The sequence below is a fragment of the Pseudomonas sp. Marseille-Q0931 genome (assembly GCF_940789645.1).
In the GTDB taxonomy this organism is placed as follows: domain Bacteria; phylum Pseudomonadota; class Gammaproteobacteria; order Pseudomonadales; family Pseudomonadaceae; genus Aquipseudomonas.
Window position 1 is genome coordinate 1062464 of the sequence record NZ_CALNWT010000001.1, and the last position, 22427, is coordinate 1084890.

Consider the following 22427-nt stretch of genomic DNA (forward strand, 5'->3'; position numbering starts at 1 on the left):
GTTCCAACAATGCGCCAAGGGGAATTCATGGATCTGGTCGTTGCCCGTCCCGAAGGTCTTTACTGCCCGCCCGGTGATTTCTACATCGACCCATGGCGGCCAGTGGAACGCTCGATCATCACCCATGCTCATGGCGATCACGCCCGCCGCGGCAATGGGCACTATCTGGCGGCGGCACCTGGCGAAGGCATTCTGCGTTCACGCCTGGGCGACGATATCCGCCTGCAGACCTTGGCCTACGGCGAGCGGCTCGAGCACCACGGCGTAACCCTGAGTTTTCATCCCGCCGGGCACGTGCTCGGTTCTGCCCAGGTGCGTCTGGAATACCAGGGCGAAGTCTGGGTCGCCTCCGGGGATTACAAAGTCGAGCCGGACGGCACCTGCGCGCCATTCGAGCCGGTGCGTTGCCACACCTTCATCAGCGAATCCACCTTCGGCCTGCCAATCTACCGCTGGCCGTCCCAGGCCGAGATATTCGCCGGCATCGACGCCTGGTGGCGCGCCAATGCTGCGGCCGGCAAGGCCAGCGTGCTGTTCGCCTATGCCTTCGGCAAGGCCCAGCGCATCCTCCACGGCATCGACGCCAGCATCGGCCCGATCCTGGTGCACGGCGCCGTCGAGCCGCTGAACGAGGTGTATCGCGCCGGCGGCGTGCATCTGCCGGCCACTCGTTACGCCGGTGATATCGCCAAAAATGACCCGCTGCTGCGCCAGGCGCTGATCCTCGCCCCGCCCTCGGCCGGCGGCAGCACATGGATGCGCCGTTTCGGCGACTACAGTGACGCCTTCGCCAGCGGCTGGATGCTGCTGCGCGGCACGCGCCGGCGGCGCGGCGTGGACCGCGGTTTCGCCCTCTCCGACCACGCCGACTGGCCTGGACTGCTGTGGGCCATCGAACAGACCAGCGCCGAACGGGTGATGGTTACCCACGGCCAGGTCAACGTGCTGGTACGCCACCTGCGCGAGCAAGGTCTCGATGCCCGCGCCTTCCAGACCGAATACGGCGATGAAGACGACGTGGAGCCGACCTCATGAAAGCCTTCGCCGAACTCTACGCCCGGCTGGACGCCACCACCTCCAGCAACGCCAAGCTGCAGGCCATGCAGGAGTATTTCGCCGAAGCGCCGCCAGCCGATGCGGCCTGGGCGGTGTATTTTCTGGCCGGCGGCCGCCCACGTCAGGTCGTGCCGACGCGGGTGCTGCGCGAGCTGGCCACCCGGCTTTCCGGCCTGTCCGACTGGTTGTTCGAGGAGAGCTACCAGGCCGTTGGCGACCTGGCGGAAACCATCGCCCTGCTCCTGCCCGAATCCCCGCACGCCTCGGACGAGGGCCTGGCCTGGTGGCTGGAAGAACGGCTGCTGCCCCTGCGCGGCCTGCCGCCCGCGGAACTGGCCGAACGCCTGCCACCTTTATGGGCGCAGCTGGATCGACAAAGCCTGATGGTCAGCCTCAAGCTGCTCACCGGCGCCTTCCGCGTCGGCGTCTCAAAACTGCTGGTGACCCGTGCCCTGGCTGGCCTGGCGCGGATCGACGCCAAGCGCGTGGCGCAGCGATTGGTGGGTTACACCGATCTGTCGCATCGGCCGTCCGCACAGCGCTACCTGGCACTGATCGCCGCCGAGTCGGAGGACGAGCACGCCCAGCGCGGTGGCCAGCCCTACCCCTTCTTCCTCGCCCATCCGCTGCAGCAGCCATTGGAGCAGTTCGATGCTCAGTTGGGCCCGGCCAGCGACTGGCTGGTGGAATGGAAGTGGGACGGCATCCGCGCGCAGCTGGTCAAGCGCGACGGTCGCCTGTGGCTGTGGTCCCGCGGCGAGGAGCTGATCACCGAGCGCTTCCCGGAGCTGCACGAACTGGCCGAGGCGTTGCCGGACGGCAGCGTACTCGATGGCGAGTTGGTGGCCTGGAAGCAACCTGCCGCCGACAGTAACGCGGTGTTCGGCATTCAACCCTTCGCCCTGCTGCAACAGCGCATCGGCCGCAAGACTCTGAGCAAGAAACTGCTGGAAGAAGTGCCCGCTGCGCTGCTGGCTTACGACCTGCTGGAGTGGCGTGGCGAAGACTGGCGCAGCCGACCCCAGGACGAGCGCCGCGCACGGCTGGAGTTGCTGGTGGCGGAGGTCGACGATGCCCGCCTGCAGCTCTCGCCACAACTCACCGGCCGCGACTGGCAGGACTTTGCCCGCCAGCGCGAAGCCTCCCGTGAGCTGGGCGTAGAAGGCATGATGCTCAAGCGCCGCGACTCCCTGTACGGAGTTGGCCGCACCCGCGATCTTGGCCTGTGGTGGAAGTGGAAGATCGACCCGTTCAGCGTCGACGCGGTGCTGATCTATGCCCAGCGCGGCCACGGTCGCCGGGCCAGCCTGTACAGCGACTACACCTTCGCCGTGTGGGACGACTCCACGCCTGGCGAGCGCGTGCTGGTGCCCTTCGCCAAGGCCTACTCCGGGCTTACCGACGACGAGATGCGCAAGGTCGATGCGATCATCCGCAAGACCACCGTGGAGAAATTCGGCCCGGTGCGCAGCGTCACCCCGACCCTGGTGTTCGAGCTGGGCTTCGAGGGCATCGCCCTGTCCAAACGGCACAAGAGCGGCGTCGCCGTGCGCTTTCCGCGGATGCTGCGCTGGCGCACCGACAAGCAGGTGGAGGACGCCGACACCCTGGCCACGCTGCAGGGCCTGCTCTGATGGACCAACCCGTTCGTCGTCGCAGTCTGTCCGGCGCCTGGTTCGCCCAGCGCAGCTGGAAGCCCTTCGCCTTTCAGAAGGAAGTCTGGCAGGCGGTCAAGGCCGGCGAGTCGGGCCTGTTGCACGCCTCCACCGGCGCCGGCAAAACCTACGCGGTGTGGTTCGCGGCCCTGGACCGTTTCGCCACGCCCACGCCCGCCGGCATGGCTAGCCCGCGCCGCAAGAAGCCGGTCATGGCGCCGCTGACCGTACTCTGGATCACCCCGATGCGCGCCCTTGCCGCCGATACCGCCCGTGCCCTGCAGGCGCCCCTGGATGATCTGCAGATTCCCTGGAACATCGGCCTACGCACCGGCGACACCGGCTCTGCCGAACGCGCCCGGCAGAGCCGCAAGCTGCCCAGCACCCTGATCACTACGCCGGAAAGCCTGACCCTGCTGCTGACCCGCGCCGATGCTCACGAAGCCTTCGCCCATCTGCGCATGGTGGTGATCGACGAGTGGCACGAGCTGCTCGGCAACAAGCGCGGCGTGCAGCTGCAACTGGCCCTGGCGCGCCTGCGCCTGTGGCACCCGGAGCTGCTGGTGTGGGCGCTGTCAGCCACCCTCGGCAACCTCGAGCATGCCCGTGAGGTGCTGATGCCGACCGGGCGCCTGGTCCAGGGCAAGCTGGCCAAGGACCTGCGCATCGACAGCCTGCTACCGCCCGGACTGGAGCGCTTCCCCTTGGCTGGGCACTTGGGATTGCGCATGCTGCCGCAGGTGGTCGAGGAGCTGGACGCCAGCAGCACCGCCCTGGTGTTCACCAACACCCGCTCGCAAGCTGAAACCTGGTATCAGGCGCTGCTCGAGGCGCGTCCGGACTGGGCCGGCCTGCTCGCCCTGCACCACGGCTCGCTGTCGCGGGAGGTGCGCGACTGGGTCGAGCTGGCGCTCAAGGAAGGCCGGCTGAAAGCCGTGGTGTGCACCTCCAGCCTGGACCTGGGAGTGGATTTTCTGCCGGTGGAACGGGTGCTGCAGATCGGTTCGCCCAAGGGCGTGGCCCGCCTGATGCAACGCGCCGGCCGCTCCGGCCATGCCCCGGGCCGCCTATCCCGCGCCACCCTGGTGCCCACCCACAGCCTGGAAGTGCTGGAAGCCGCCGCCGCGCAAACCGCCGTGGCCGAGCGCAAGGTCGAGGCGCGGCTTTCGCCGGACAAGCCGCTCGACGTGCTGGTCCAGCACTTGGTGAGCATGGCCCTGGGCGGCGGCTTCCAGGCCGATGCCATGCTGGCCGAGGTGCGCAGCGCCTGGGCCTATCGCAGCCTCAGCGAGGACGAATGGCAATGGGCGCTGGCCTTCATCCGCCACGGCGGCCATTCGCTGACTGCCTATCCCGATTACCGTCGTGCTGAGCCGGACGCCAACGGCCTGTGGCAGGTGCCCGATGCGCGCCTGGCGCGGCGCCATCGCATGAGCATCGGCACCATCGTCAGTGACGCCAGCCTGGCGGTGAAATACTGGAGCAAAGGCGGTGGTGGAGGCTCGCTGGGTAGCGTCGAGGAAGGCTTCATCGCCCGCCTACGCCCAGGCGATACCTTCCTTTTCGCTGGTCGCACGCTGGAACTGGTGCGGGTGGAAAACATGACCGTCTACGTGCGCCGCGCCACCAGCCGCAAGGCCGCGATCCCGCGGTGGAATGGCGGGCGCATGCCGCTCTCCAGCGAACTGGCGGACGCCGTGCTGGCCAAGCTCGATGCCGCCGCCCGGGCTGAATACCCTGGCCCTGAGATGCAGCTGCTGCGTCCATTGCTCGACGTGCAACAGGCCTGGTCCGCACTGCCCGGCGCAACCACCCTGCTGGCGGAAGTGCTGAAATCCCGCGAAGGCTGGCACCTGTTCCTCTACCCCTTCGCCGGCCGCTCGGTGCACCTGGGGCTGGCCAGCCTGCTGGCCTGGCGCCTGGCCCGCGAACAGCCGCTGAGTGTTTCCATTGCGGTCAATGACTATGGCCTGGAGCTGCTGTGCCCCAGTGAGGTGGATTTTGCTGCGCGGCTCACGCCCGAGCTGTTCAGCACGGACGATCTGCTGCCCGACGTACTCGCCAGCCTCAACGCTGGTGAACTGGCGCGCCGGCGTTTTCGCGAGATTGCCCGTATCGCCGGCCTGGTGTTCAGCGGCTACCCCGGCGCGCCGAAGAGCGCCCGCCAGCTGCAGGCCTCCAGCGCACTATTCTTCGACGTGTTCAGCCAATACGACCCGGGCAACCTGCTGCTCAGCCAGGCCCAGGAAGAAGTGTTGCGGCAGGAGTTGGACGTGCAGCGCCTGCAGCACACCCTGCAGCGCCTGCAGTCTCGCCGCCTGGATATCCGCACGGTCAAGCGCGCCACGCCGTTCGCCTTCCCGCTGCTGGTGGAGCGCTTCCGCGAAAGCCTGAGTTCGGAGAAACTCGCCGACCGTATCCGGCGCATGGTCGCCGATCTGGAACAGGCCGCTGGGCCAGGCGGTTATCAGGACCCGGCATTCGCCATCGACGACGAGCGCCCAGCGCCGCGCAAAGGCCGCTCCCCGCGTCAGGGCAAGGACGGCCTGCCCCGGCCACCGGCGCAGCGCCCGAAAAAACGCCGCTGATAGAGACTCAATGACCGAAGCCCCTACCCATTATCACAGCGTGCAACTGGCCGGCGCCGAACTCTGGCTGCTGGCGGACAAGGCCATCTGGTGGCCGCAGCAGCAGGCGCTGCTGATCGCCGATATCCACATCGGCAAGGCCGCCGCCTATCGTGCCCTGGGCCAGCCGGTGCCCCAGGGCACCACCGCCGCCAATCTGCAGCGGCTGGACGCCCTGTTGCAGCGTTTCGACTGCCGGCAACTGATCTTTCTTGGCGATTTTCTTCACGCCCCCGGCTCGCGCACGCCGGCCACCCTGGCAGCGCTGGCCGAGTGGCGCGCGCGCCACTCCGGGCTGACCATGACTCTGGTGCGCGGCAACCATGACAAACGGGCCGGCGACCCGCCTGCCGCGCTGGCCATCGAGGTGGTGGAAGAACCGCTACTGCTCGGCCCCTTCGCCCTGCAGCACGAGCCTCGCGCGCATACCACGCACCACGTGCTGGCCGGCCACGTGCACCCGGCCTACACGCTGCGTGGCCGGGGCCGACAACGCCTGCGCCTGCCCTGTTTCGTACTGGGCGATGAGGTCAGCCTGCTGCCGGCATTCGGCAGCTTCACCGGCACCATGACCTTCCGCGCAGAGCCCGATCAGCGCATCCTGGTGGTCGGCGACGGCGGTATCTGGCCCGTCCGCCGCAGCGAGTCCTGAGGCTTACAGGCGCTGCAAGGTCGCAGCATCCTGCTCACCGTCGTAGAACGCCTGCAGCACCTCGGCGAACAGCGGCTGCGTCGGCGCGGCGGCCTGAAACAGGGTCATGCTCGAACGCAATTTGAGGTCGTCCGGCGAACCCATGATCTGCCGCACCGGGCGCCCGCGATGGGACAGCAGCGCTCGCACGCAATCTTCCAGGCGCGGGCCGAGCAGCGGGTGCGCCAGGTAGGCCCGCGCCTCGTCGAGGCCGGAGATGCCGTAGTGCTCGGCCATTTCACTGCGGCCCAGGCCGCGCAGCTGCGGAAACACGTACCAGATCCAGTGGCTGCGCTTGGCCCCGGCACACAGCTCATCGAGGGCTTGGCGATAATCGCGCTGCTGCGCCTCGACGAACCGCGTCAGGTCGAACGAAGCGCTCATGGCCTTGACCGTTCGTGCCCCATCGGTGTGGTATCGGGCAGCGCGCCCTGCGTGGCGAAGTCCGGGCTGTGCACTTCGGAATCCAGCGGCATATGCGCATAATGGGCCTTTTCGGCACCTGGCCCGAGTGGGTCGGCCAGCCGCGCGCGCTTGACCTCGTGATGCCCGCCAAGGCCGCGAGCCAACAGGCACCCGCCCAGCGCGGCGCCCGCCAGGCCCAGCAATCCGCCGCGTCGTAAACCGGCGCCCACTAGCGCCAGACCACTACCAAGCGACGCGTAGCGCTGCCAGTCGTGGAGGTTGTTGTCGGTTTGTTCTTTCATGGCAACTCTTCCTGAAGGGTGACCTATTAGCTGACAGGTGCGCCCCTCCGATGTTCTGTCACGTTGGACGACCACTTATCGCATCGCGCTCGACCATGGACGGCGACGGACTGCCCTGCTCAGCCCTTGACCTCTACGACGGCCAACACAATACTGTATTTATATACAGTATTTTTGGTCATTGCCCATGTCATCCGTGGTTGTGCTCGACCGGCTGATCGACGCTCGCCGTGTATGGCGAGGTCAGGCCGTTTCATCGCCAACGAGCGCCAATTTCTCAACCGGACACCGTTTTCTCGACGCCGCACTGCCCGGTGGCGGCTGGCCCACGGCTGCGCTCAGCGAAATTCTCACAGCCGTGCCGGGCATCGGCGAGCTGAGCCTGTTGTGGCCGACCCTTGCCAGGCTGACGGCCGCCAGCGAGCGGGTCGTATTGGTCGCCCCGCCCCACCTGCCCTACCCTCAGGCCTGGATTCAGGCCGGCATCGATCTGCGCCAACTGAGCATCATCCAGGCCGAGGGCCGCGACGCCTTGTGGGCGGCCGAGCAATGCCTGCGCTCGGGCAGTTGTGGCGCGGTGCTGAGCTGGTTGCGCCAGGCCGATGACCGCGCCCTGAGGCGCCTGCAGGTGGCCGCCGCGACCGGGCAAACCTTGGCATTCGCCTATCGGCCGCAGGCAGAGGCTGCCAACCCGTCACCCGCGGCGCTGCGCCTGGTGCTCGAAAGCCAGCCGGCACAAGTGCGGGTGATCAAGTGCCGCGGCGGGTTACCGCCTGCGCGGCCGCTCGCCTTTGCCTGGCATTGAGCCTGCCATGCTCTGGGCTTGCATCCTGCTGCCGCAACTGGCCATGGACGGCGTGCAGCGTCACCGCGCCAATCCCGACGAGCCGTTGGCGCTGCTTACTGGCTCGCCACAACGGCGCGTGCTGCAGGCCGTCAACCCGGCGGCCCGCGCCCTGGGGCTGAAACCCGGCCAGTCGCTGACGACGGCGCAGGCGCTGACGCGCGGCTTCGCCAGTGCGGAATACGACCTCGCGGCCATCGAGCGCTGGCAGCAGTTTCTGGCCGCCTGGGCCTATGGTTTCAGCGCCCAGGTCAGCCTGCATTACCCGCGTTGCCTGCTGCTGGAGGTGCAATCGAGCCTGGGGCTGTTCGGCCCCTGGCCGCGCTTCGAGGCACGTTTGCGCGCCGAGCTATCGGCGCTGGCCTTCCAGCACCGCATTGCCGTCGCGCCGAATCCGGCCGCTGCGCGGGTGCTGGTCAATATCGGTGATGGCCTGATGGCGAGCGATGGGCAGAAGCTCAGGCAGATGCTCGATTCGCTGCCGGTGGACCGACTCGGGCTTTCCCCGGCGACAACCACGGCGTTCAACCGCATGGGCCTCAGGCAATTGTGGCAGCTGTTGGCTCTGCCGCGTGACAGCCTGGCCAGGCGCTTTCCTGCCGATGTGCTGGGCCATCTCGATGCCCTGCTTGGCCAGCGCCCGCTGGCGCTGGATTTCTATACGCCCGCGGATGTATTCGATGCCCGCATCGAGCTGAATTTCGAGGTGGAATCCCATCAGGCGCTGCTGTTCCCGTTGCGCCGACTGACGGCCGACCTAGCCGCCTACCTGGCCGGGCGTGACAGTGGCGTGCAGCGTTTCGTCCTGCACTTGGAACACCGCACGGGTGCCGATACGCAGGTGCAGGTGGGCCTGCTCAGCGCCGAGCGTGATCCCGGCATGCTGTTCGAGCTGACGCGCGGCCGCCTTGAACACCAGCAACTACCGGCACCGGTGCTGGCCGTGCGGTTGGTGGCGCGGGAGTTGCCAGTCTTTGCGCCGCAGCATCAGCAACTGTTCGATGAGCGCCCACAACAGAGCCAGCCCTGGGAGCAACTACGCGAGCGGCTGAGGGCACGCCTCGGTGATGACGCCCTGCATGGCCTGGGTGCCAGAGCCGATCACCGCCCCGAGCGCGCCTGGATCAACGAATCGGCCAGCCCCGAGCTGCCACCCAGCGGCCCGCGCCCCGGCTGGCTGCTGAGCGAAGCCCAGCCGCTGCACGAGGCCTCGCTACGCATCCTCGCCGGCCCCGAGCGCATCGAGTCCGGCTGGTGGGACGGCGAGGATGTGCGCCGCGACTATTACGTAGTGCAGACCCGTGCCGGCCAGCGCGGCTGGGCGTATCGCACGGTCGGCAATGATGGGCCATTGCTGCTGCACGGGTGGTTCGCATGAGCGATTACGCCGAACTCCATTGCCTGTCGAATTTCACCTTCCAGCGCGGCGCATCCAGCGCCCAGGAGCTGTTCGAGCGTGCGGCGAGGCTGGGTTATCGCGCCCTGGCGATCACCGATGAGTGCACCCTGGCCGGCATCGTGCGCGCCTGGGAGGCCGCGGAAAAAACCGGCATAAAGCTGATCGTGGGCAGCGAAGTGCAGATCGAGAAAGGCCCGAAGCTGGTGCTGCTGGCCGAGAACCTGGTGGGCTATCAGGCGCTATGCGGCCTGATCACCCGGGCGCGACGCAGGGCGGCAAAGGGCACCTATCGGTTGTTGCACGAAGATTTCGTGACACCACTCGATGGCCTGCTGGCCATCTGGCTCAGCGCAGGCGACATCACCGCCCTGCCCTGGCTTCGCTCGGTGTTCCCCGAGCGCCTGTGGCTGGGCGTCGAACTGCATCGCGGCGCGGACGATAGCGCACACCTGCAGCGCCTGCTCGACCTGGCCGCCACACACCACTTGCCGGCGGTGGCCTGTGGCGACGTGCACATGCATGCCCGTGGCCGCCGCGCCCTGCAGGACTGCATGACCGCCATCCGTCATCATCTGCCCGTGGCCGAGGCTGGCGCCCATCTATTCGCCAATGGCGAGCGACATCTGCGCCGACTTGAGGAGCTGGGCGAGCTGTATCCGCCCGAGCTGCTCGCGCAATCGCTGTGCATTGCTGAACGTTGCTGCTTCGTCCTTAAAGACCTGAAGTATTACTACCCGCACGAACTGGTTCCAGAAGGTCATGCCCCCACCTCCTGGCTGCGCGTTCTGGTGGAGCGTGGCGCCGCCGAGCGCTGGCCAGGAGGAGTGCCGGCCGCCGCCCGCGCGCAGATCGAGTACGAGTTGGCGCTGATCGCAGAGCTGAAATACGAAAGCTATTTCCTGACCGTGCATGACATCGTCCGCTTCGCCCGCGAGCAGCACATCCTCTGCCAGGGCCGGGGTTCGGCGGCCAATTCGAGCGTCTGCTTCACGCTCGGCATCACCGAGCTGGACCCCACCGAGAACCGGCTGTTGTTCGAGCGTTTTCTCTCCCGCGAGCGCAACGAGCCACCGGATATCGACGTCGATTTCGAGCATGAGCGCCGCGAGGAAGTCATCCAGTACGTGTTTCGCCGCTACGGGCGAACGCGTGCGGCGCTCACGGCCGTGGTCAACACCTATCATGGCGCCGGGGCGATACGCGATGTCGCCAAGGCCCTTGGCTTGCCGCCGGATCAGGTCAATGCGCTGGCTGACTGCTGTGGCCGCTGGAGCAGCGGCCCGCCAGCGGCCGAGCGCCTGCTGGAAGCTGGCTTCGATCCGCAGAATCCGCTGCTCAGGCGCGTGCTGATCCTGACCGGCGAGCTGATCGGTTTTCCCCGGCACCTGTCGCAGCACCCGGGCGGCTTCGTCATATCCGAGCACGCACTCGACACGCTGGTGCCGGTGGAAAACGCGACCATGGCCGAGCGCACCGTGATCCAGTGGGACAAGGATGATCTGGACAGGGTCGGCCTGCTCAAGGTCGACGTGCTGGCCTTGGGCATGCTCAGCGCGCTGCGCCGTTGTTTCGGCCTGATCGAGCGCTACCGCGGCACGCAGTGGACCCTGGCCACCCTGCCCAAAAACGATCTGGCCACCTACGCCATGATCAGCCGCGCAGACACCATTGGCGCATTCCAGATCGAGTCCCGCGCACAGATGGCGATGCTGCCGCGCCTGCGCCCGAAGGAGTTCTACGACCTGGTGATCCAGGTGGCCATCGTCCGTCCAGGGCCGATCCAGGGCGACATGGTGCATCCCTATCTGCGCCGGCGAAACGGCGAAGAGGACATCGACTACCCCTCCGATGAACTCAAGCCAGTCTTCAAGCGCACCCTCGGCGTGCCGCTGTTTCAGGAGCAGGTCATGGAACTGGCCATCGTCGCTGCCGACTACACACCCGGCGAGGCGGATGAACTGCGCCGCAGCATGGCTGCCTGGAAACGCCATGGCGGCCTCGAACCGCATCGCCAGCGACTCACCTCGCGCATGTTGGAAAAGGGCTACACGCAGGCGTTCACCGAACGGATCTTCCGCCAGATCGAGGGCTTCGGCAGCTACGGCTTCCCCGAGTCGCATGCCGCCAGCTTTGCCCTGCTCGCCTACGCCAGTTGCTGGTTGAAATGTCACGAGCCCGCGGCCTACGCCTGCGCCCTGGTCAATAGCTGGCCGATGGGTTTCTACAGCCCTGATCAGGTGCTGCAGGACGCGCGGCGGCATGACGTCGAAGTGCGCCCGGTTGATGTGCGCTACAGCGACTGGGACTGCAGCCTGGAGCCAGATGAACATGGCGAGCCGGCCATCCGCCTGGGGCTGAGGATGATTCGTGGCATGCGCGAAGACGACGCACGGCGTATCGAACAAGCGCGCCTGTCAGGTGCATTCCGTGATGTCGAGGACCTCAGCGTGCGCGCACGCCTGGATGCCTCGGCACGCGAGCGACTGGCCGATGCCGGCGCGCTCGGCGGCCTGGCTGGCCACCGCTACCAGGCGCGCTGGGCGGTGGCTGGCGTCGAGGAACAATTACCGCTGTTCGCCGGTGTATCTGCGCCGAATGAAGACGCTCCGGGCCTGCCTGCCCCATCGCAAGGGGAAGATCTGCTGACCGACTATGCGACGCTCGGCACCACCCTCGGTGCGCATCCACTGGCTCTGCTGCGTCAGGCGCTAAGGGCGCGGCGCTGCCGGAGCTCACGTGAACTGCAGGCGGTCGAGCACGGCCGCCCGGTCAGCATCGCCGGCCTGGTGATCGGCCGGCAAAGGCCGCAAACCGCCAGCGGCGTCATCTTCGTCACCCTCGAAGATGAGTTCGGCATGGTCAATGTGGTCGTCTGGCATGACCTGGCCGAGCGCCAGCGGCGAGTCCTGGTGCAGTCGCAGATGCTGCGCATCGACGGCCATCTGGAAACGCAGGATGGCGTGCTCCATGTGATCGCCGGGCGCCTGACGGACATGACAGCGATGCTGACCGGACTGGACATACGCAGCCGCGACTTTCATTAAGTCACTTGCCTGGCCCACCCTGCATGGCGGGCCGAGAAAGACAAAAAAAAGGCCGCGCTGGATCACCAGGCGGCCACAAGTCGTCTTAACCAAAGGAGATGAAGTGGAGAGCCTGGGCGACGGCGTCCGGGAGTGATGCAACAACCGCCGCCCTGGAATCTTCATCGGGGCGAAGCCTATCGTCGATCGAGCGCAACGGCGCATCGAAGTCGTTGATAGTGATCATCGATCAGCTTGAATAGTGCATCGGCAGGCTGGGTGATAACTCTAAGCGCGCCCTCTGGGCCGGGCCTTACCTCGCTGTGAGGCGCGTTTAGAACAGCACACCAACACCGGGAGCACCCATGCACAAGAAACACTGTCTCGCGCTGGCTTGCAGCCTCGCGCTGGGCGGGCAGTTGGCGCACGCCAGCAGCCAGTCCGAAACTAAGGGTTTCATCGAGGACGCCAGCCTCGATCTGTTGCTGCGCAACGCCTATTTCAACCGTGATTACAAAGACAACACCAACGACGCCAAGAGTTGGGGCCAGGGCTTCATCGCCACCTTCGAGTCCGGCTTTACCCAGGGCACCGTCGGTTTCGGTGTCGACGCTTTCGGCCTGCTCGGGGTCAAGCTCGACAGCGGTCGTGGTCGCAACTATCGCGCCTTCTTCGACACCGACAGCGAGGGCCGCCCAGTGGACGATCTGTCCCAGGCCGGTGGCGCGGTGAAGCTGCGCGTTTCCAATACCGTGATCAAGTACGGCAACCAGTTCCCTTCCCTGCCCGTTCTGGGCCATGACGACAGCCGCCTGCTGCCGCAGTCGTTCACGGGTACGCTGGTGACCAGCAATGAGATCGAGGGGCTGGAACTGAATGCCGGTCGCTTCACCGCCGACAGTCCGATGGGCGACCCGGCGCGCGACCCCAATCGCCTCAAGAGCATCGACGTGCTCGGCGGTAGCTACGTTGTCAGCGATGACCTGAGTCTGGCGGTCTATCACGCCGACCTCGAGGACATGTACAAGCGCTACTACGCCAACGTCAATTACAACCTGGCACTGGCTGCGGAGCAGGCGCTGAACTTCGATTTCAACATCTATCGCACCAAGTACGACACCGGCTCGGTGGCCGCTGTCGACCTCGGCGGTGACGGCCAGGGTGACCGCAACACCATCTGGAGCCTGGCCGCCAAGTACAGCATCGGCGCCCATGCCTTCATCGTCGCCCATCAGCGCAACAGCGGCGATGCCGGCTTTGCCTATGACTACGGCGATGGCGGCGCTAGCATCTACCTGGCCAACTCCTACTACTCGGACTTCAATCTGAAGGACGAGCGCTCCTGGCAGGCCAGCTATGAGCTGGACTTCGCCGAGTACGGCGTGCCAGGCCTGCGCTACAAGTTCGCTTACGTACGCGGTGACAACATCGATACCGGCAGCGACAACAACGGTACCGAGCGCGAGATCTTCAACCAGATCGGCTACACCATCCAGAGCGGCGCTGCCAAGGACCTGCACCTGCGCCTGCGCAATTCCATCTACCGCTCCAGCACCGACGTAGGGCCGGATCTCAACGAGATTCGGGCATTCGTCGAATACCCGCTGAGCATCCTCTGATGGTCGCTGCCCCGGCCTGGCCGGGGCAGCCCTCAATCAGCTGCGCAAGGCCCGAGCGACAGCTTGGGCCGCCTCTTCGATTGCCCTCTCCTCGTAGGGTGCGAAGCCCATCACCAGACCTGGCGCCCGCGCATTGACGCGGTAACTCGCCAGCGGCAGCACGTCGATGCCTGCCGCCTGCAAACGGGTGAAGGCGTCCTGCTCGTTCACGACCTGCAGACGACAGGCGATGTCCATACCCGCGCGGATTTCCGGTACCTCGATCAGCCCCCGCCAATGCCTGTGCGCCGCTTCGGCGAAGGCTTCGGCGCGCGCTGCGTAAATCTTGCGCATGCGCCGTACATGGCGGTCAAAATGCCCTTCATGAATGAAGTCGGCCAGCACTGCTTGAGCCAGGCTGTTGGCATGTCGCGACATCAGCGCCGCGGCACGGGTGAAACTCTCGACCAGGTGTTCGGGCACCACCAGATAGGCCAGGCGAATCGAGGGAAACAGCAGCTTGCTGAAGGTGCCGGCGAGGATGACCGACTGCTCGGCGCCCGGCATCGAACGCAATGCGGGAATGGGTTTGGCGATAAAGCGGTATTCGCTGTCGTAGTCGTCCTCGAAGATGTAACTGCCCTGCTCCGCGGCCCAGCGCAACAAGGCCAGACGTCGTGCCGGTGACAGCTCACCGCCTAGCGGCGCCTGACGTGACGGCGTGACATAAGCCAACCGAGCGCCCGGCGCCAGGCGCAGCCCCTCGTCCACCTTGAGGCCGGAACGATCCACCGGCACATCCACGCGGTTCACGCCGGAAATATCCATCAACTGCCGTGCGCCAGGATAGCCAGGGTCTTCCATCCAGACTTGAGAGTCGCCTGGTGCCAGCAATCGCAGGCAGATATCCAGCCCCTGCTGCACGGTGCCAAGCACCAGGATACGCTCCGGTGACACCTGTACTCCGCGCGCAATGGCGAGGTAGCCGGCGATGGCTTCGCGCAGCTCGGGCAAGCCCGCCGGGTCACCGTCGAGCAGCATCGTCAACCGCGAACTGCGCAACTGTTGCGTATGCAGCTTGCGCCATAGATCGATGGGGAAGGCGTTGATATCACCCCGGTGCGGAAAGAACGGCCGCTGGCCGGAAGGCGTAGTACGCCGGGAGAAGATCGGCTCGATCTCGGCCAGCCTGTTCAGCCATGGCGTCTGCGGTACATCACGCTCCTGCTCGCCCCTGGCGACCACTTTACGCCGCACGTAGCCTGCATTCAGCGTCGGGTCGGGTAATACCTCGCTGACCCGGGTACCGCTGCCGGTCCGCGCCTGCAGATAGCCCTCGGAGAGCAGTTGCTGGTAAGCCGCCTGCGCCGTTCCGCGCGCAAGACCATAGTGCTCGGCCAGGGAGCGAGTGCTGGGCAGCTTGCTGCCAGCTGGCAGGCGCCCGCTCAGAATGGCGCCGCGTAGTGACTCGTACAGCCAACTCTGCAGGCTGACGCCGGCTTCCGGAGTTCCCAGCGGCAGAAACACAACCTGCGGCGCAGCTTTCTCGCGTGGCATGTCAGCTCCAAAGTGGATCATCTATTTGCATAGATAATGGATCAATACCTTGATCCAAGCCAGCGGCAAAATCCGCTCCGTAGTCAGCCAACCTCATCTCCTCACTACGGACACCCACGACATGAAACAGCAAATCCTGATCATCGGCGCCGGCTTTGGCGGCATGTGGAGCACACTGAGCGCCATTCGCCTGCTTGACCAGCATCAGCGTCTCGACATCGCGGTCACCCTGCTCGCACCGCAAGCCGAACTGCGCGTGCGCCCGCGCTTCTACGAAACCGACCTGGCGACCACCGTGGCTCCGCTCGGTCCGCTGTTCGATGCAGTCGGCGTGCAGTTCGTGCAGGGCTGCGCCACCCGTATCGATGCGCAGAACAGGCAGGTGTTCTACCGCAGCGCCAGCGGCGAGCAGTCGACACTGGCTTATGACCGGCTGATCCTCGCATCGGGCAGCCAGGTTGCCCGTCCGCCCCTCGCCGGCATCGACCGTTTTGCCTTCGATGTTGACAGCCTGGAGTCCGCGCAAAAGCTCGAGGCCCATCTGCAAGGACTGCGTCATCAGCCAAGCAGCCAGGCGCGCAATACCGTGGTGGTGGTGGGCGGTGGTTTCACCGGCATCGAAACAGCTACAGAGATGCCGGCGCGCCTGCGTGCCATCCTCGGTGACGAGGCCGATATCCGCGTCATTGTCGTCGACATGGGCAAACAGGTCGGCAGCGCCATGGGCGAGCAGATCGCCACAGTGATCGCCGAAGCCAGCGATACGCTCGGTGTGACCTGGAAGCTCGGCAGCCCGGTCTCGATGGTCGATGAACAGGGTGTGCAGCTCGACAATGGCGAGCGAATCGAGGCCAGCACCGTAGTCTGGACTGTCGGTGTGAAAGCCTCGCCGCTGACGCAGCAAGTCGACGGTGAGCGTGACGCCTTTGGCCGCCTGCATGTCGACCGCAACCTCAAGGTGCTGGGCCAGGACGCCATCTACGCCACGGGCGATACGGCTTACGCAGCGGTGGACGACCTGGGCAACCATGCGCTGATGACCTGTCAGCACGCCATCGCCCTCGGCCGCTCATCCGGTAACAACGCAGTAGCCGATCTGTTGGGCGTGGAGCCGATTCCCTACAGTCAGCCCAAGTACGTCACCTGCCTGGATCTGGGCGCCTGGGGCGCGGTGTTCACCGAAGGCTGGGAGCGCAAGGTAGTGCTGACTGGCAAGGAAGGCAAAGAGCTCAAGACGCAAATCAACACCCAGTGGATCTATCCGCCGGAAGCCAAACGCGAAATTGCACTGGCCGCCGCTGACCCGCTGATTCCGGTCGTCGCCTGAGCGATGCCAAGCCCAGGGCGTCAGTCGCCCTGGGCCTGCAAGGTCAATCGCGGTAGATCTGCACCTGCAGCTTGGCCGGCAGTTCCAGCCCCTCGCTGCGCAGCCACTCGCCGGGCGGTTGCCCGATCTGCTGGGCGAAGGTGCGCGAGAACGACGCTTGTGAGCTGTAACCCACCGCGTCGGCGATCACCTTGATCGGCATTCCTTCACGCAACAGATCCTGCGCCACCTTCATGCGCCAGGCCGTCACGTAGGCCATCGGCGTCATGCCCATCACCTCGTTGAACAGCGCGGCGAACTTGGTCCGCGACATCTTCGCCAGTTCGGCCAGGTGCTCGACGCTCCAGGCCAACTGCGGTTCCTGATGAATGCAGATCAGCGCCGGGCCCAGTTGGCTGTCCTGCAGGGCGTAAAGCAGCCCCCTGGTGATGCGCCCTTCGTTCACCGCACGGCGTACCAGCAGAACGAATACATATTCGAACAGCAGGTTGAGCGCCTTGCTGCGCCCGGGTGCCGGCGTGCGGAACTCGTTGACCAGCGAACCGATCACCGGCCCCAGCTGCTCCAGGGCACTCAGTGGAAACACCAGGGTTTCCTCCAGGCCCAGTTCGAAAGGCTGCTGACCGTAACGCCCGAACTGGAACGAGGCGCAGATCAGATCTGCGCCACCTGGTTCGTGGGCGCGCAGCTTGTAGCAGCAACAGCTGGGACAGAACAACACGCTGGGTTGATCGATCGCGACGCGGGGCTTGTCGGAATGCACCATATCCAGTGCGCCGCGCTCGACCACGTGAATGAAGGCCATGCCTGGGGGTTTATCCAGCACCAGGGTGCCGTCTACCGGGCCGGCGAATAACAGTCGCCCTTGAAGGCTCGTGCGCTCGAAGAACTCGGAAAGAACATCCATTTTCGGGAATGACCTGATAAGGATCTTTTACATAGAGAAGTCAACCAGTTACAGCCCAGGAGAACCGCAACCGCCGTCGATTGATAGACAGCTCCATCGACAAAAATTCCAACTGGATTAATGCCGAAGCAAAGAATTTTATTGACCTGTATCAATTCCGTGACGCAGTGGTGTTCTGACGTGGATCAGGCCAGCTCATCGTGGCGCGCCCTCACCCGACCGGACCTGCATTTCGGCCCGTTCCGGCATGCGCTGGAAAAAGGTGGCGACTCTCCGGGTCACGCTTCGGTCATGCCCTGTTGCCTTGAGGATGCCGTCGCACTTCTACTGACCTCATGCCCACTATGCCTCGAAGACTTCCGTGCTCCTTAGCCGAGTGGTCAGCGAGGCGCATTGGCCCAAAGCACATGCCCGCTCACGGCCTGCGCGCGACCAATTTTGGAAATATACGGCTCTAGCTGGTCAGGCGGCAGTTGCGCCGCAGGGCGTGCCTAGTGCTGCCCGCTCATTTGCCGGAAGGCGTCGAGCAAAGCCTGGCTGAGATCGACCGAGGAAAATTTGGTCAGCACCGCATTGGCACCGACTGAGCGGGCTTTTTCGGTATTCATGGTGCTGTCCAGCGAGGTGTGCAGCAGCACATAGGTCTCGGCGATGTCGGGACTGCGGCGAATTTCCTGAACCAGGCTGTAGCCATCGAGTTCAGGCATCTCGATATCCGAGACCAGCAATTCGAAGGGCATCCCGGCCTGATGATATTCATGCAGCTGCTGCAAGGCGGCCTGACCGCTGCGCACCGCCGTGCAATCGAAGCCCAGCTGACGCAGCACGTTGAGGGTCTGTTGCAGCGCCACCTGCGAGTCGTCGACCAGCAGCACGCGGCGACCTTGCAGCAGGCAGGCATCCTGGCCTTCGAGCAGGCCGACGGGCGCTTCTTCCAGGGCCGGCGCGATATCGTGCAGGACCTTCTCGATATCGAGAATCTGCACGATGGCGCCATCGATCTGGGTCACCCCGGTGATGAAGGCGCGATTACCCGAGCCGGCAGGTGGCGGACGCACGTCGCGGGTGGAGCATTGCACGATGCGTTCGACGTTCTTCACGTGTAGCCCCTGACGCGAGCGGCTCAACTCCGTGACGATCAGGCAACCGTCATCTTCATCAGCTGCGCCACGTTCGCCGATGGCGCGCGCCAGGTCGATCACCGTCATCGCAGCACCGCGCAAGGTGGCGATGCCGCGTACGTTGGGATGACGATTGGGCAGCTTGGTCAAGGCCGGGCACGGAATGATCTCGTTGACCTTGAGCAGGTTGATCCCCAGCAGACGACCGCTATGCAGACGAAACAACAACAGCGATAGCGCGTCGCCGGTAACCAGACTCATGAACCTTTCCTTAGAACGAACGTAGACCTAGGTTATAGCGACCATGTGGCCGCGGACTTTAATCCGTGGCCAGCTTCAGGGCCACACGGCCGCGATTCGGGCAGGTTTCCATGTAGCGATGCGCTTCGACGAAGTCCTCGAAATCGAACACCTTGTCGATCACCGGCGTCAGCAGACGGTCCGCGGTCATCTGGTTGATATGCGTGAGCGCGCGCTGCACCGCCTCGTCGTTCGGCTCGATGCCCAACTCAGGGCAACCGGTGAAGTCCAGCACGCAGTGACGGAAGAACTGCAGGTGCTTCTTGAACGCGGCGCAAGCCGGGAAAGCCGTGTCGTTGCCGCCGTTGATCCCGTACAGGATCAGCTTGCCACGCGGTGCGGCGATATCACCCAGCAGTTTCATCTGCGGGCCGGCGCACTGGTCGAGAATCACCTCGACGCCCTTGCCTTCGGTGTAGCGCTCGACTTCAAGGACCAGGTCCTGCTCTTCGGTCACGATCACCTTGTCGGCGCCCAGACCACGCAGGAACTCGCGATCCTCCGGTGAGCCGGTGGAAACGATGACCTTGGCACCCAGCGCCTTGGCCAGTTGCACGGTCTGCGGCGCCATGCAGTGGCTGGCCTCGGTGATCAGCACATGCTGGCCGGGCTTGAGGTGGGCAAGATCCATCAGCGCCAGATAGCCGAACAACAGGCTGGTGTAGTGCACGCTGGCCTGGATCGGGCTGAGCACCTCGGGATAACGGGTCAGGGCGTGGCTGGGCATCAGCACCAGATCACCCCAGGTCGGGTAGCGGTTCGGCGTGCCCGCCGGGAAACCGGCCACGGCGGTGCCAACTTCCAGGTCGCTCACACCATCACCCAGCGCAGCCACGGTGCCGGCCAGTTCGAAACCGGTACCGGCCGGAAGCTTGGCCTGCTCTGACGCCAGGTTCTGCCGCCAGAGCACGTCTTTCCAGCCCAGGCCCACAGCCTGAACGCGCACCAGCACCTCACCAGGGCCGGGCATGGGCGTCGGAACCTCTTCGTACTGGAGCACATCGGCATCGCCGAACTTATGGAAACGGATCATGCGGGACATCGCTTACCTCGAGCTTGATCGCGGATTAACACTTCATTGACTGTGGACTCTATCCGCTGTGCGGCGGCGACACTATCAGACTCTATCGATAGTCTTCATGCCTGGCAGTGATTCAGCATCTTTCCATCCGCTACACGCTGCCCGTACTATTGCCCGGCCAAAGGCTCTCATTGCACGACCGTGCTGACAAGGCCCGTATCCCTCGAATGGTACCCGGATGAACCGCAACGATCTGCGCCGCCTCGATCTGAACCTGCTGATCGTCTTCGAGACACTGATGCATGAACGCAGCGTGACTCGGGCCGCAGAGAAGCTGTTCCTGGGTCAGCCGGCTATAAGTGCGGCGCTCGCTCGCCTGCGTACGCTGTTCGATGACCCCCTGTTCGTGCGCACCGGCCGCAGCATGGAGCCGACCCCACGCGCGCAGGAGATTTTCGCCCTGCTGTCGCCAGCGCTGGACTCGATCTCCACCGCCGTCAGCCGCGCCGCCGAGTTCGACCCTGCTACCAGCAAGGCAGTGTTCCGCATCGGGCTTTCCGACGATGTCGAGTTCGCCTTGCTGCCCGCCCTGCTCCGTCGCCTGCGCGCCGAAGCGCCCGGCGTGGTGCTGGTGATCCGTCGCACCAACTACCTGATGATGCCGGGGCTGCTGGCCTCCGGAGAAATATCCGTTGGCGTGGCCTACACCGAGGAGCTGCCGGCCAATGCCAAGCGCAAGGTGTTGCGCCGCAGCAAGGCCAAACTGCTGCGCGCCGACACCGTGCCCGGTGCGCTGAGTCTGGAAGATTACTGCGCGCGCCCGCATGCGCTGGTGTCCTTTGCGGGCGACCTTACCGGTTTTATCGATGAGGAGCTGGAGAAGGTCGGCTGCAAGCGCCATGTGGTGCTGGCAGTGCCGCAGTTCAACGGCCTGGCCAGTCTGCTGGCGGAAACCGATATCGTCGCCACCGTCCCGGATTACACCGCTGCCGCACTGACAGCAGCCGGTGGCCTGCGCGCCGAGGAGCTGCCTCTGCAAACACCCGCCTTCGAACTGCACATGGCCTGGCGCGGCGCGCAGGATAACGATCCCGCCGAGCGCTGGCTGCGCTCGCGCATCCAGATGTTCTGCGGCGACCCGGACAGCCTCTGATCATCCCGTACAGCCATCGTTCAGGTGTATTCCGGAACATCGGCGCTCTTCATGAATCGAAATTGATGTAAGTCCGTCCTCAATCATTCCCAATGATATTCAATTTCATGGCGTTCGATTCGTAGCCCTCCAAGACTCGCAGCAGACTCCGTCCATCCACAAATCCGACTGGCGGAGTCACCCATGGAACAGCATCACAAGAACATTTGGATATTCCCCCTGGCCCTCGCCGGTGTCCTTACCCTCAGCGGTTGCGATCAGGCAGCGCAGACCCAGGCACAAATGCCTGCGCCCAAGGTCAGCGTGGCCGAGGTCATCGAGCAACCGGTCAACGAGTGGGATGAGTTCACCGGGCGTCTCGAAGCGCCGCAGTCCGTCGAAATTCGCCCGCGCGTTTCCGGCTACATCGACAAGGTCGCCTTCGACGAAGGCACCCTGGTGAAGAAAGGCGATCTGTTGTTCCAGATCGACCCGCGCCCCTTCCAGGCCGAAGTCAAACGCCTCGAAGCCCAGCTGCAACAGGCTCGTGCCAACCAGGCTCGCGCCGCCAACGAAGCACGTCGTGGCGAGCGCCTGCGCCAGAGCAACGCCATTTCCGCCGAACTCGCCGATGCCCGCGCCAGTGCCGCTACCGAAGCTCAGGCTCAGGTCGCGGCGATTACCGCCGAACTGGAGAATGCGCGCCTGAACCTCGGGTTTACCCGTATCACCGCGCCCATCGATGGCCGCGTCAGCCGCGCCGAGATCACCGAGGGCAACCTGGTGGGTGCCGGTGAAAGCCTGCTGACCTCGGTGGTCTCCACCGACAAGGTCTACGCCTATTTCGACGCCGACGAACGCGCCTTCCTCAAGTACGTGCAATTGGCCCGCGAGTCCGGTGCCGACGCTCGTGGCGCCAGCCCGGTATACCTCGGCCTGTCCGATGAAGCCGGCCACCCGCATCTGGGCCAGCTGGATTTTCTCGACAACCAGGTCAACCCGCGTACCGGCACCATTCGCGGTCGCGCCGTATTCGACAACCAGGACGGTCGTTTCACCCCGGGCCTGTACGCGCGCCTGAAACTGGTGGGCAGCAAGCCCTACGCCGCCACCCTTATCAAGGACGAAGCGGTCGGCACCGACCTGGGCAAGAAGTATGTGCTGGTGCTCGGCGCAGACAACGCGGTGGCCTACCGCGCCATCGAACTGGGGCCGAAGCTCGAAGGCCTGCGCATCGTCCGTAGTGGCCTGAGCAAGGGCGAGAAAATCGTCGTAAACGGTCTGCAACGTGCCATGCCAGGCGCCACCGTCGACCCGCAGCCGGTGACCATGGCCGATGACAGCACCCTCGAGCAACTGGCTCGTATGCGCCAGGCCGTCGATGGTAGCCAGGCCCCGCGTATCGCCGCCGAAAAAATCGACGCACGCGCGCCGCGCGGCTGATCCAGCCCGCGCCTTGAGG

At 65.1% G+C, this 22427-nt stretch carries 18 protein-coding genes; 11 read left to right on the top strand and 7 right to left on the bottom strand.

The window, feature by feature from the left end; all coding sequences use genetic code 11:
- The first annotated feature begins 27 nt into the window (after positions 1-27).
- From P3C50_RS05145 to pdeM, 4 genes are read left to right on the top strand one after another with little or no spacing between them, the layout of a single operon-like run.
- Positions 28-1035 (top strand): ligase-associated DNA damage response exonuclease, encoded by a 1008-nt coding sequence (locus P3C50_RS05145; protein ID WP_275545118.1) that lies wholly within the window; start codon positions 28-30, stop codon positions 1033-1035.
- Positions 1032-2690, top strand: coding sequence for an ATP-dependent DNA ligase (locus P3C50_RS05150; RefSeq protein ID WP_275545119.1), 1659 nt, complete (start codon positions 1032-1034; stop codon positions 2688-2690). The genes P3C50_RS05145 and P3C50_RS05150 overlap by 4 nt, the downstream gene beginning before the upstream one ends.
- The gene (locus P3C50_RS05155; RefSeq protein ID WP_275545120.1) at positions 2690-5299 is read left to right on the top strand and encodes a ligase-associated DNA damage response DEXH box helicase; all 2610 of its coding nucleotides are present in this window, start codon (positions 2690-2692) and stop codon (positions 5297-5299) included. The genes P3C50_RS05150 and P3C50_RS05155 overlap by 1 nt, the downstream gene beginning before the upstream one ends.
- Positions 5300-5309: 10 nt before the next feature.
- Positions 5310-5990, top strand: a complete 681-nt coding sequence (gene pdeM, locus P3C50_RS05160; RefSeq protein WP_275545121.1) for a ligase-associated DNA damage response endonuclease PdeM — start codon at positions 5310-5312, stop codon at positions 5988-5990.
- 3 nt (positions 5991-5993) lie between these two features.
- On the opposite strand, the gene P3C50_RS05165 is transcribed toward pdeM, so the two are convergent.
- Together P3C50_RS05165 and P3C50_RS05170 are read right to left on the bottom strand one after the other, a co-directional pair.
- Entirely contained in the window at positions 5994-6413 is a 420-nt protein-coding gene (locus tag P3C50_RS05165; RefSeq protein ID WP_275545122.1) for a DUF1810 domain-containing protein, read from the bottom strand.
- Positions 6410-6736 carry a hypothetical protein gene (locus P3C50_RS05170; protein ID WP_275545123.1) on the bottom strand — a complete coding sequence of 109 codons (327 nt, stop codon included), beginning with the start codon at positions 6734-6736 and terminating at the stop codon, positions 6410-6412. The genes P3C50_RS05165 and P3C50_RS05170 overlap by 4 nt, the downstream gene beginning before the upstream one ends.
- 187 nt (positions 6737-6923) lie before the next feature.
- On the opposite strand from P3C50_RS05170, the gene imuA reads away from it, so the two are divergent.
- Genes imuA through P3C50_RS05185 form a run of 3 tightly spaced genes read left to right on the top strand, consistent with a single transcriptional unit; the run spans position 6924 to position 12023 of the window.
- Positions 6924-7541 carry a translesion DNA synthesis-associated protein ImuA gene (gene imuA / locus P3C50_RS05175; protein WP_275545124.1) on the top strand — a complete coding sequence of 206 codons (618 nt, stop codon included), beginning with the start codon at positions 6924-6926 and terminating at the stop codon, positions 7539-7541.
- A 7-nt stretch (positions 7542-7548) separates the two neighbouring features.
- Entirely contained in the window at positions 7549-8958 is a 1410-nt protein-coding gene (locus P3C50_RS05180; RefSeq protein WP_275545125.1) for a Y-family DNA polymerase, read from the top strand.
- Positions 8955-12023 carry an error-prone DNA polymerase gene (locus P3C50_RS05185; protein ID WP_275545126.1) on the top strand — a complete coding sequence of 1023 codons (3069 nt, stop codon included), beginning with the start codon at positions 8955-8957 and terminating at the stop codon, positions 12021-12023. The genes P3C50_RS05180 and P3C50_RS05185 overlap by 4 nt, the downstream gene beginning before the upstream one ends.
- A gap of 85 nt (positions 12024-12108) precedes the next feature.
- On the opposite strand, the gene P3C50_RS05190 is transcribed toward P3C50_RS05185, so the two are convergent.
- Positions 12109-12249 carry a hypothetical protein gene (locus P3C50_RS05190; RefSeq protein ID WP_275545127.1) on the bottom strand — a complete coding sequence of 47 codons (141 nt, stop codon included), beginning with the start codon at positions 12247-12249 and terminating at the stop codon, positions 12109-12111.
- 118 nt (positions 12250-12367) lie between these two features.
- Here P3C50_RS05190 and P3C50_RS05195 point away from each other — a divergent pair, with 118 nt between their 5' ends.
- Positions 12368-13621 (top strand): OprD family porin, encoded by a 1254-nt coding sequence (locus tag P3C50_RS05195; protein WP_275545128.1) that lies wholly within the window; start codon positions 12368-12370, stop codon positions 13619-13621.
- A gap of 36 nt (positions 13622-13657) precedes the next feature.
- On the opposite strand, the gene P3C50_RS05200 is transcribed toward P3C50_RS05195, so the two are convergent.
- The gene (locus tag P3C50_RS05200) at positions 13658-15157 is read right to left on the bottom strand and encodes a PLP-dependent aminotransferase family protein (RefSeq protein ID WP_275545129.1); all 1500 of its coding nucleotides are present in this window, start codon (positions 15155-15157) and stop codon (positions 13658-13660) included.
- 121 nt (positions 15158-15278) lie between these two features.
- Between P3C50_RS05200 and P3C50_RS05205 the strand changes: the two genes are divergently transcribed.
- Positions 15279-16484, top strand: coding sequence for an NAD(P)/FAD-dependent oxidoreductase (locus P3C50_RS05205; RefSeq protein ID WP_275545130.1), 1206 nt, complete (start codon positions 15279-15281; stop codon positions 16482-16484).
- 43 nt (positions 16485-16527) lie between these two features.
- Here P3C50_RS05205 and P3C50_RS05210 read toward each other — a convergent pair whose 3' ends face one another.
- From P3C50_RS05210 to P3C50_RS05220, 3 genes are all read right to left on the bottom strand, one after another.
- Positions 16528-17391, bottom strand: coding sequence for a helix-turn-helix domain-containing protein (locus P3C50_RS05210; RefSeq protein WP_275545131.1), 864 nt, complete (start codon positions 17389-17391; stop codon positions 16528-16530).
- Between the two features lie 491 nt (positions 17392-17882).
- On the bottom strand, positions 17883-18773 hold the full coding sequence (locus tag P3C50_RS05215; protein WP_275545132.1) for a chemotaxis protein CheV: 891 nt from the start codon (positions 18771-18773) through the stop codon (positions 17883-17885).
- A 58-nt stretch (positions 18774-18831) separates the two neighbouring features.
- Positions 18832-19854 (bottom strand): zinc-dependent alcohol dehydrogenase family protein, encoded by a 1023-nt coding sequence (locus P3C50_RS05220; RefSeq protein WP_197855726.1) that lies wholly within the window; start codon positions 19852-19854, stop codon positions 18832-18834.
- Positions 19855-20071: 217 nt separating this feature from the next.
- On the opposite strand from P3C50_RS05220, the gene P3C50_RS05225 reads away from it, so the two are divergent.
- Together P3C50_RS05225 and mexE are read left to right on the top strand one after the other, a co-directional pair.
- Complete coding sequence (locus tag P3C50_RS05225; RefSeq protein ID WP_232106201.1) at positions 20072-20986, top strand: LysR family transcriptional regulator; 915 nt, start codon at positions 20072-20074, stop codon at positions 20984-20986.
- Positions 20987-21169: 183 nt separating this feature from the next.
- A complete protein-coding gene (gene mexE, locus P3C50_RS05230; RefSeq protein WP_017360947.1) occupies positions 21170-22408 on the top strand; it encodes a multidrug efflux RND transporter periplasmic adaptor subunit MexE in 1239 nt (412 codons plus the stop codon).
- The last annotated feature ends 19 nt before the right edge of the window (positions 22409-22427 follow it).

Excerpts from the sequence above, each read along its gene's own strand:
- P3C50_RS05215 (WP_275545132.1), bottom strand. The coding sequence starts at position 18,773 with ATGAGTCTGGTTACCGGCGACGCGCTATCGCTGTTGTTGTTTCGTCTG.
- P3C50_RS05180 (WP_275545125.1), top strand. The coding sequence starts at position 7,549 with ATGCTCTGGGCTTGCATCCTGCTGCCGCAACTGGCCATGGACGGCGTG.
- P3C50_RS05170 (WP_275545123.1), bottom strand. The coding sequence starts at position 6,736 with ATGAAAGAACAAACCGACAACAACCTCCACGACTGGCAGCGCTACGCG.
- P3C50_RS05155 (WP_275545120.1), top strand. The coding sequence starts at position 2,690 with ATGGACCAACCCGTTCGTCGTCGCAGTCTGTCCGGCGCCTGGTTCGCC.
- P3C50_RS05210 (WP_275545131.1), bottom strand. The coding sequence starts at position 17,391 with ATGGATGTTCTTTCCGAGTTCTTCGAGCGCACGAGCCTTCAAGGGCGA.
- mexE (WP_017360947.1), top strand. The coding sequence starts at position 21,170 with ATGGAACAGCATCACAAGAACATTTGGATATTCCCCCTGGCCCTCGCC.
- P3C50_RS05145 (WP_275545118.1), top strand. The coding sequence starts at position 28 with ATGGATCTGGTCGTTGCCCGTCCCGAAGGTCTTTACTGCCCGCCCGGT.
- P3C50_RS05220 (WP_197855726.1), bottom strand. The coding sequence starts at position 19,854 with ATGTCCCGCATGATCCGTTTCCATAAGTTCGGCGATGCCGATGTGCTC.
- imuA (WP_275545124.1), top strand. The coding sequence starts at position 6,924 with ATGTCATCCGTGGTTGTGCTCGACCGGCTGATCGACGCTCGCCGTGTA.
- P3C50_RS05190 (WP_275545127.1), bottom strand. The coding sequence starts at position 12,249 with ATGATCACTATCAACGACTTCGATGCGCCGTTGCGCTCGATCGACGAT.
- P3C50_RS05225 (WP_232106201.1), top strand. The coding sequence starts at position 20,072 with ATGAACCGCAACGATCTGCGCCGCCTCGATCTGAACCTGCTGATCGTC.
- P3C50_RS05195 (WP_275545128.1), top strand. The coding sequence starts at position 12,368 with ATGCACAAGAAACACTGTCTCGCGCTGGCTTGCAGCCTCGCGCTGGGC.
- P3C50_RS05205 (WP_275545130.1), top strand. The coding sequence starts at position 15,279 with ATGAAACAGCAAATCCTGATCATCGGCGCCGGCTTTGGCGGCATGTGG.
- P3C50_RS05150 (WP_275545119.1), top strand. The coding sequence starts at position 1,032 with ATGAAAGCCTTCGCCGAACTCTACGCCCGGCTGGACGCCACCACCTCC.
- pdeM (WP_275545121.1), top strand. The coding sequence starts at position 5,310 with ATGACCGAAGCCCCTACCCATTATCACAGCGTGCAACTGGCCGGCGCC.
- P3C50_RS05200 (WP_275545129.1), bottom strand. The coding sequence starts at position 15,157 with ATGCCACGCGAGAAAGCTGCGCCGCAGGTTGTGTTTCTGCCGCTGGGA.
- P3C50_RS05185 (WP_275545126.1), top strand. The coding sequence starts at position 8,955 with ATGAGCGATTACGCCGAACTCCATTGCCTGTCGAATTTCACCTTCCAG.
- P3C50_RS05165 (WP_275545122.1), bottom strand. The coding sequence starts at position 6,413 with ATGAGCGCTTCGTTCGACCTGACGCGGTTCGTCGAGGCGCAGCAGCGC.